Source organism: Paenibacillus sp. P2(2022), from assembly GCF_029522175.1.
GTDB classification, from domain to species: Bacteria; Bacillota; Bacilli; order Paenibacillales; family Paenibacillaceae; genus Paenibacillus; species Paenibacillus polymyxa.
The window spans coordinates 1-5996 of the sequence record NZ_JAKWFI010000023.1 but is presented as its reverse complement, the minus strand read 5'-3'; the positions used below and the strand labels follow the sequence as shown (position 1 = coordinate 5996).

Sequence of the window (5996 nt, the reverse complement as noted above, 5' to 3'; positions counted from 1 at the left end):
TGCATGTATTAGGCACGCCGCCAGCGTTCGTCCTGAGCCAGGATCAAACTCTCCATTAAAGACCAACCGAAGCTGGTTATAGAAAGAGCGATTAGCTCATTTTGAAACTGACGAGATAAAATATCTCTTTTGGATTTTGTGAACAAAACCCATACTCACTCGTTGTTCAGTTTTCAAAGATCAAATTCTTTTTCGCTGCGTTTTTCAACAGCTATAAGATCATATCATGTTCATTCCAAAAATGCAAGGGTTATTTTTTCGAAGATTATTTCACCCTGCTTATTCTCTTTAAAACGGCTGTTTTGTTGTCATCTCAAATAATATATCATTTTTAACTACAGAATACAACTTGTAATATTTAACAATAAACCAATATCTAAATTTTTTTACTACTAGTCAACTATTTCAACATGATGGCTACTTCAAAACACTATATCGTTGATTTGCCGCTAAACGCGTCGTCGATTCTTTTTAAGATATCTACGATACTCGTTCCTTTTAAACGCTTGTTGTCAGAAGACTTTACAATTAGACGGAGTCTTTTAGCCCCGCCTAACAAGCTCATAATTTATAGTCTGCAAATCTCATGGGCACATTGACCATACGAAGGGCAACAGCACATAGCACGCAACACCTTGAGATCGTGAATGACGATTTTTCCGTCTCTCGTATCCAAGGTACCCTGCTCTTTCAGCGAGCTCAGCATCCGGTTCACACTCTCGCGCGTTGCTCCAATCATCTCACCCAGTTCGGAGTGACTTAACTTCATATTCAGTAAAATGCCATCCTTCACAGCTACGCCACATGTATTACTTGCACGGATTAAGGTAGACGCTAGTGCCCCCGTTTTACCATACAACAATAAGTCCCGAAACCGTGATTGCATAATTCGTTGCTTCATTGCCATCCACTGTATAAACTGAAGCGCCATTTCCCCATGCTTAGACAGGAGCGACTCCAGATCCTTAACAAGCACGACACCTAATTCACACACATCGGCTGTTTCTGCAGTGCAACTATACTCTTCCCCATCTATCCCACTAAACTCCCCGATTAAATCGCCTTGGTGCTGAATAGTCAGAATCAATTCTTTACCGTCTTCTGTCGACTTACGGAGTTTAACATGACCCAAATGTATATAATAAAGCTGCTCCGCATCATCACCCTCTCGGAAAAGCATAACGCCTGCCTTTACCTTCTTCCAGGACATGATATCTTTTAACAGTTCAAAATGCTCTTCCGTCAGAAAAAGCTGAATCCCCGTGCGCTGCGCTTCGTCCCCAAACCGTTCCATACAAGTGGCTTGCATATTAGCGTCCTCCTCGTGTTTACCTGATATCTTAATCATAATGTTTTGATGCCTGGGTTGTTATCGGGAGAACACCTGATTTTACACCTCCCTACTCCCTGATTTGCAGTGATAAATATCACTTCCAAGATCAGCTAACGCTCCATTTATTGACTCTCCTCTTATTGATTACCCAGTCTAATAAAAAGTCAGTGTTCCTGCGCCTATAGATCAGGGGGTTCCCTGAATTACTTTTGTACCTGTCGGAACTACAATAAATTAGAGCTACAGTCTGGTTAAGAAAAAGGATGTGTCTTCTATGTTACAAATAACGGATGAAATGCGAAAAGAACTAGACCAGTTGCGAAGTCATGTTTATGGAGATCTCACCGCCCTTGCATTTATGTCTAAGTCAGGTGGTAAGTTGCATTGGTATTATGCCTCCGGCAACCGAAGCAATCGCTATCGCCTTATTTCTTTTAAAGTTGGGCATGGGATCGCCGGGATGGCTGTTCGTCTTGGACGTACTGTGACCGTTAGTGCTTTAATATCAGGTAGTATACGTTTACGTCAAGAATGTGCACTTATGCTGGCCGAACAGCTACATTCTGCAGTAGCCATTCCTTTTTCCAGTACAGGGGAATTGCCAAACGGTGTACTACTTCTTGGTAACCGTGATGTGAGGACATTCACCGATTCTGATATAGCTGAGGCCACTCAAGTCGCTCAACGCCTTGGCCAGCTATGTGCTCACCCTCTCACTCCATAGATTGTTAATTGAAGAAAAATAAAATTAAAAATATAAGTGAATATGAACGGCTCATCTAACTATCTCTGTTGATTGAAATCCCTAAAATTTGCTATGATTATGACAAAAGGCACGGTTTTGTACCGTTCGAGGGGATGACTAATTGATTCGTATACTAGTAGTGGATGATCATGTTGTCGTACGTTCTGGCCTCATGGCCCTATTGGACGGCAAAAACGGTATTAAAGTAGTAGGTGATGCAGCAGACGGGGATGAAGCAATCCGCAAAGCGGTTGAGCTACAACCCAATGTCGTGCTCATGGATTTTAGTATGCCACCTGGCAAAGATGGCCTCACGGCAACCACCGAATTAAAAAAACAGTTGCCGGATACAGAAGTGCTTATTTTAACGATGCATGATGATGAGGAATATCTGTTCCGAGCCATTCAAGCCGGAGCATCTGGATATATTTTAAAAAGTGCACCTCATGAGGAATTACTCGCTGCCATCCAGTCTGTGGCCGAAGGCAGTGCCTATCTGTATCCCAATGCAACCAAACGCCTGATGAGTGAATATCTGGATAAAATCAAACAAGAGGGCATAGCTGGACCGTATGAATCCCTGTCTGAGCGGGAAAAGGAGATCCTATCATGGGTAGCCAAAGGATATGCCAACAAGGAAATTGCCGAACACTTGGTGATTAGCGTCAAAACCGTAGAGTCCCACAAAAGCAACCTTATGGAGAAGCTTAACTTGAAAACACGACCTGAGTTGGTCAAATTTGCACTGAAAAAGGGGTTGCTCCATTATGAATGAACCTTCTAACCCTTTACTGCAGCCCGCCTTTGGGGAGTCAACCGATAAACTACTGAATGATTTGGAAATTCATATACCAGATTCTCCTTTTCTCCATGTACTGCGTAGTTCTCTCCACCAGCTATCCAATCTAAAATTTGCTCTAGATACATCTTCCATCGTTGCTCTGACCGATCATCGAGGAATTATTCAGTACGTAAACGATAAGTTCTGTGAGATTTCACAATATAGTCGTGAAGAATTGATCGGGCAGGATCATCGTCTCATTAATTCGGGCTATCATACTCGAGCCTTCATGAAGAACCTGTGGACTACGATCCGTTCTGGTGAGGTATGGCAGGGAGAAATACGAAATCGTGCTAAAGATAACAGCTACTACTGGGTGAATACTACGATTGTTCCATTTATGGACGAGGAAGGTAAACCCTATCAGTACTTAGCGATCCGTAATGAAGTAACTAAATTAAAAAAAGTAGAGGCAGAGCTTCAGACCATGATGACGCAAGTCATGCAAATACAGGAGGAAGAGCGTAAACGTTTTTCAAGAGAGCTTCATGATGGGATTGGTCAAAGCCTGTTTTCACTTATTATTCAACTAGATAGCCAACTAGCTGAACAACCCAACGCTACTTTGGAAAATTTGCGTGCACAGGTAACCGATATCATTAAAGATGTTCGTGGCCTAGCGTGGGAACTTCGTCCCTCAGTTCTGGATGATTTGGGTGTCGTACCGGCCCTAAGAACTTATATTGAAAATTTCTGTTCGCATTACGGAATCGAAGTGCATTTTCAATGTACTTTACGTAAACGCCTTGATATCCGAAAAGAAATAGCAATCTATAGAATTGTACAGGAAGCACTGACGAATGTGGCTAAATACGCAGATGTAGCAGAAGCATACGTTGATGTAGAGGATCAAGACGAAATAATAAAAGTAACTATTCGGGATGAGGGTATGGGCTTCTCTGGAGAATCCAAAGGAGAGGGAGTTGGATTGTTCAGCATGGAAGAACGAGCTAGAGGAGTAGGCGGCTTCTTGAGCATGACCTCTGCTCCAAATCAGGGAACCTCCATACAGCTGACCATACCAGTGTAAAACCTGTGTACTAGATCAGTTATCGGTGTATACTCACTGCAGGAGCAGAAGGAATACACCGATAGCAAGGATTATCGATAGTCAACACTTTTATAGAATCTATGGAAGATAAACATACAAAAAAAAGAGAGAGCTCTGTCCCCAGACAGGCTCTCTTTATTTATAAGGTGTCACCACTGAGGCAACAAGAATCCGCTATAGCAAAAAGCGGGTGATGGGAATCGAACCCACGCTACCAGCTTGGAAGGCTGGAGTTCTACCATTGAACTACACCCGCAAATCAGTATCGGGATGACACGATTTGAACATGCGACCCCCTGGTCCCAAACCAGGTGCTCTACCAAGCTGAGCTACATCCCGACATTATACATTTTTTAATAAATGGCGCGCCCTGAGAGATTCGAACTCCCGGCCTTTTGATTCGTAGTCAAACGCTCTATCCAGCTGAGCTAAGGGCGCATATTTAGTTCCATAATGAGCAGTCAAGGCGCCACCCAGATTTGAACTGGGGATGAAGCTTTTGCAGAGCTTTGCCTTACCACTTGGCTATGGCGCCGTATGGATAATGGAGCGGACGACGGGAATCGAACCCGCGACCCTCGCCTTGGCAAGGCGATGCTCTACCGCTGAGCCACGTCCGCAAAATATGGTGCGGTCGAGAGGACTCGAACCTCCACGGGGGGTTAGCCCACACGGACCTGAACCGTGCGCGTCTGCCAATTCCGCCACGACCGCAAAATAACTTATAAATGGTGAGCCATGAAGGACTCGAACCTTCGACACCCTGATTAAAAGTCAGGTGCTCTACCAACTGAGCTAATGGCTCTTAATGGCTGGGGATATAGGATTTGAACCTATGCATGACGGAGTCAAAGTCCGTTGCCTTACCGCTTGGCTAATCCCCATTAAATTAAGAATCAAAGGGCGGCCGATGGGGCTTGAACCCACGAATGCCGGAGTCACAGTCCGGTGCGTTAACCACTTCGCCACGACCGCCATATGATTATAAAAAGACTGGTGGAGGATGATGGATTCGAACCACCGAACCCGTAAGGGAGCAGATTTACAGTCTGATGCGTTTGGCCACTTCGCTAATCCTCCAAAATGGTGCCGGCGAGAGGACTTGAACCCCCAACCTACTGATTACAAGTCAGTTGCTCTACCAATTGAGCTACACCGGCACATTGCCAATTCCCACTTGAAAGGTGGCTCGGGACGGAATCGAACCGCCGACACGAGGATTTTCAGTCCTCTGCTCTACCGACTGAGCTACCGAGCCATGTTTTATTTTACAACTATATCATATAGTTTACACTATATGTAGTTAAAATGGCGGAACTGACGGGATTCGAACCCGCGATCTCCTGCGTGACAGGCAGGCATGTTAGGCCTCTACACCACAGTTCCAGAGGCATTTCCAACAGGAAATTAATTGCGGGGGCAGGATTTGAACCTACGACCTTCGGGTTATGAGCCCGACGAGCTACCGAACTGCTCCACCCCGCGACATCAAAGGTATTTCTTAATACTATTAATGGTGGAGGCTGAGGGGATCGAACCCCCGACCCTCTGCTTGTAAGGCAGATGCTCTCCCAGCTGAGCTAAGCCTCCATAATTATGACCCGTAGGGGATTCGAACCCCTGTTACCTCCGTGAAAGGGAGGTGTCTTAACCCCTTGACCAACGGGCCTTGCAAAATGAATTCTGATTTAATAATTTTGTGGCGGAGAGAGAGGGATTCGAACCCTCGCACCACTTACGCAGTCTAACCCCTTAGCAGAGGGTCCCCTTATAGCCACTTGGGTATCTCTCCGAGTAGCGGCAGAGGGGATCGAACCCCCGACCTCACGGGTATGAACCGTACGCTCTAGCCAGCTGAGCTACGCCGCCACCTTATATATAAAATTCAGAAGTATTGAAATATGGCTCCCCGAACAGGACTCGAACCTGTGACAACTCGATTAACAGTCGAGTGCTCTACCAACTGAGCTATCAGGGAATATTGGTGGAGCCAAGGGGGATCGAACCCCTGACCTCCTGCGTGCAA

4 protein-coding genes, 19 tRNA genes and 1 rRNA gene are annotated in these 5996 nt (G+C 45.2%); 3 read left to right on the top strand and 21 right to left on the bottom strand.

The window, feature by feature from the left end; genetic code table 11:
* Positions 1 to 59: ribosomal RNA gene (locus MMB75_RS25935) — 16S ribosomal RNA — on the bottom strand; the annotation flags it as partial.
* 509 nt (positions 60 to 568) lie between these two features.
* Positions 569 to 1309: a Crp/Fnr family transcriptional regulator gene (locus MMB75_RS25930; protein ID WP_277511605.1), complete on the bottom strand. Its 741-nt coding sequence runs from the start codon at positions 1307 to 1309 to the stop codon at positions 569 to 571.
* Between the two features lie 298 nt (positions 1310 to 1607).
* Between MMB75_RS25930 and MMB75_RS25925 the strand changes: the two genes are divergently transcribed.
* From MMB75_RS25925 to MMB75_RS25915, 3 genes are all read left to right on the top strand, one after another.
* A complete protein-coding gene (locus tag MMB75_RS25925) occupies positions 1608 to 2057 on the top strand; it encodes a GAF domain-containing protein (RefSeq protein WP_016818377.1) in 450 nt (149 codons plus the stop codon).
* A 142-nt stretch (positions 2058 to 2199) separates the two neighbouring features.
* Positions 2200 to 2853, top strand: a complete 654-nt coding sequence (locus MMB75_RS25920) for a response regulator (protein WP_016818376.1) — start codon at positions 2200 to 2202, stop codon at positions 2851 to 2853.
* Positions 2846 to 3949 (top strand): PAS domain-containing sensor histidine kinase, encoded by a 1104-nt coding sequence (locus tag MMB75_RS25915; RefSeq protein ID WP_017428695.1) that lies wholly within the window; start codon positions 2846 to 2848, stop codon positions 3947 to 3949. The genes MMB75_RS25920 and MMB75_RS25915 overlap by 8 nt, the downstream gene beginning before the upstream one ends.
* Before the next feature lie 206 nt (positions 3950 to 4155).
* Here MMB75_RS25915 and MMB75_RS25910 read toward each other — a convergent pair.
* From MMB75_RS25910 to MMB75_RS25820, 19 genes are all read right to left on the bottom strand, one after another.
* Positions 4156 to 4226 (bottom strand) — tRNA-Gly (locus MMB75_RS25910).
* Between the two features lie 9 nt (positions 4227 to 4235).
* Positions 4236 to 4309 (bottom strand) — tRNA-Pro (locus MMB75_RS25905).
* Positions 4310 to 4331: 22 nt separating this feature from the next.
* Positions 4332 to 4408, bottom strand: a tRNA-Arg gene (locus tag MMB75_RS25900).
* 26 nt (positions 4409 to 4434) lie between these two features.
* Positions 4435 to 4505: transfer RNA gene (locus MMB75_RS25895), tRNA-Cys, on the bottom strand.
* A gap of 10 nt (positions 4506 to 4515) precedes the next feature.
* Positions 4516 to 4590: transfer RNA gene (locus MMB75_RS25890), tRNA-Gly, on the bottom strand.
* A 6-nt stretch (positions 4591 to 4596) separates the two neighbouring features.
* Positions 4597 to 4684: transfer RNA gene (locus MMB75_RS25885), tRNA-Leu, on the bottom strand.
* A gap of 15 nt (positions 4685 to 4699) precedes the next feature.
* Positions 4700 to 4775 (bottom strand) — tRNA-Lys (locus MMB75_RS25880).
* Positions 4776 to 4779: 4 nt separating this feature from the next.
* Positions 4780 to 4854 (bottom strand) — tRNA-Gln (locus MMB75_RS25875).
* An 18-nt stretch (positions 4855 to 4872) separates the two neighbouring features.
* Positions 4873 to 4945, bottom strand: a tRNA-His gene (locus MMB75_RS25870).
* 19 nt (positions 4946 to 4964) lie between these two features.
* Positions 4965 to 5050 (bottom strand) — tRNA-Tyr (locus tag MMB75_RS25865).
* A gap of 4 nt (positions 5051 to 5054) precedes the next feature.
* Positions 5055 to 5130, bottom strand: a tRNA-Thr gene (locus MMB75_RS25860).
* Between the two features lie 25 nt (positions 5131 to 5155).
* Positions 5156 to 5228 (bottom strand) — tRNA-Phe (locus MMB75_RS25855).
* Between the two features lie 51 nt (positions 5229 to 5279).
* Positions 5280 to 5356, bottom strand: a tRNA-Asp gene (locus MMB75_RS25850).
* Positions 5357 to 5381: 25 nt separating this feature from the next.
* A tRNA-Met gene (locus MMB75_RS25845) sits at positions 5382 to 5455 on the bottom strand.
* A gap of 29 nt (positions 5456 to 5484) precedes the next feature.
* Positions 5485 to 5560 (bottom strand) — tRNA-Val (locus tag MMB75_RS25840).
* A gap of 7 nt (positions 5561 to 5567) precedes the next feature.
* Positions 5568 to 5639: transfer RNA gene (locus MMB75_RS25835), tRNA-Glu, on the bottom strand.
* Between the two features lie 31 nt (positions 5640 to 5670).
* Positions 5671 to 5762: transfer RNA gene (locus MMB75_RS25830), tRNA-Ser, on the bottom strand.
* Between the two features lie 3 nt (positions 5763 to 5765).
* Positions 5766 to 5839, bottom strand: a tRNA-Met gene (locus tag MMB75_RS25825).
* Between the two features lie 33 nt (positions 5840 to 5872).
* Positions 5873 to 5948, bottom strand: a tRNA-Asn gene (locus tag MMB75_RS25820).
* Between the last annotated feature and the right edge of the window lie 48 nt (positions 5949 to 5996).